The sequence below is a fragment of the Acinetobacter chengduensis genome (genome assembly GCF_003664645.1).
GTDB classification, from domain to species: Bacteria; Pseudomonadota; Gammaproteobacteria; order Pseudomonadales; family Moraxellaceae; genus Acinetobacter; species Acinetobacter chengduensis.
Genome location: NZ_RCHC01000086.1, coordinates 1 through 251, shown reverse-complemented (window position 1 = coordinate 251; position 251 = coordinate 1). Strand labels below are relative to the sequence as shown.

Below are 251 nucleotides of genomic sequence, written 5' to 3'. Positions count from 1 at the left end.
TGCGGTCTTGGATTTATTGAGTGTTGCGATCATTTTGTTTTCCTTTTTTAAGAGTCTTTTGGTTTTATGGCTTAACCAAAGCCAATTCTAGGCGACCAACAAAGTTGATTTCATTTAATTGTTCATTGGTGATGAATTCATCTGGATACCGAACCTTATCGGGATTGTCACTTGCTAAACGAACCGTTTTTCCACCAGCATAACTAACAAAAATCCGCTTCATTCTTAACTCATTACTATGTGTGAAAACA

General features: G+C 36.3%; 1 pseudogene. It reads right to left on the bottom strand.

Annotated features, from left to right (window positions below):
- Positions 1–64: 64 nt before the first annotated feature.
- Positions 65–251: pseudogene (locus tag D9K81_RS18345) on the bottom strand (DNA-binding protein); the annotation flags it as partial.